Below are 1208 nucleotides of genomic sequence, written 5' to 3' on the forward strand. Positions count from 1 at the left end.
CTTCTAATATCTAACCTCTAATTTTTGACTTATAGGTCAAAACGGTGGGTGATACAGGGGGATAAGCCAGTGTTTATCGTATCTTTGAGCATTTGGAAAAGGCGAAAAAATAGAACCAAAAAATGTCCGAAGTGTGGGAGCCTCAGTGTGATTAGTCATGGACGCAGGGGTACACACAAGAGATATTTGTGCAAGAACTGTGGCTCATCGTTCACAGGAAAAGGCACATAAGGTAAGGAGCAGATATGGGACTTGTACCAGAGTGGCTTATCGCAGGCTAAAATCGCGGAAGCACTTGGAGTAAGTCCGAGCACGATAAAACGGAGACTTCAGGAGGTCTCAGTTGACTTTAAGACGCCCATATTAAGCGAGGGTGTTATTCACATAGATGCGACGTATTGGGGTAGAAACCAAGGACTAATCGTTGCGTTGGACGATAAAAGTGGTTGCGTACTCTATCGGGAGTGGATCTCTCACGAAAGCAAAGTGGACTACGCAACAGCCCTTAAAAAGATAGAGGAAGGGGGCTATAAGATATTGGCAGTGGTAACTGATGGAGGAGTCGGTCTTGATGTGGCACTGAAGCATTTTCCCACACAAATGTGCCAGTATCACTTTATCGCAATCGTCCGACGAAAACTTACTCTTCGACCCAAACTACCGCGTCTCAAGAGCTTCTGGCACTTGCTATGAGTGTAGGAAAGATTCCCTATCACATTCTGCTCGCAGCTCAAAAAGTGGGAGACCAAGTGGGATACTTTTCTCAAGGAGAAGACCATAAATGATGAAAACGGCAAATGGCAATACACGCACAAATCACTTAGATCAGCCCACTTTTCCTTTCGTCAATACCTCCCTACACTCTTTACTTACGAGGAACATCCGGATATACAGATCCCTAAAACCAATAACTCCATTGAAGGGCTATTTACTGCACTCAAAAGCCGTCTTAGAGCGCATAATGGAATGTCCCAAGCTCACAAGAAACGATTCGTGGATGGTTTTTTTAGGCATAGGGATATCGCCCAGTTTACATCAAAAAAGAGGAGGGGCAATAGTACCCCTCCCCTGTCAGTGTAAACTGTTCTGACTCCATTGACCGTATCCCTCACCGGTTGCACCCCTGCAGAGCCGGCTACGTTTCAGGTCAACGAACAAAGGTATCTGTTTTTTTCTTCTACTTCGTCCACCATTTTGACCTATACGCC

General features: G+C 45.3%; 1 protein-coding gene. It reads left to right on the forward strand.

The genetic code is table 11. The features are described 5' to 3' along the window. The first annotated feature begins 243 nt into the window (after positions 1–243). Complete coding sequence (locus PORUE0001_RS11100) at positions 244–693, forward strand: helix-turn-helix domain-containing protein (protein ID WP_081454293.1); 450 nt, start codon at positions 244–246, stop codon at positions 691–693. Positions 694–1208 lie beyond the last annotated feature (515 nt).

Source organism: Porphyromonas uenonis 60-3 (assembly GCF_000174775.1).
GTDB lineage: Bacteria > Bacteroidota > Bacteroidia > Bacteroidales > Porphyromonadaceae > Porphyromonas > Porphyromonas uenonis_A.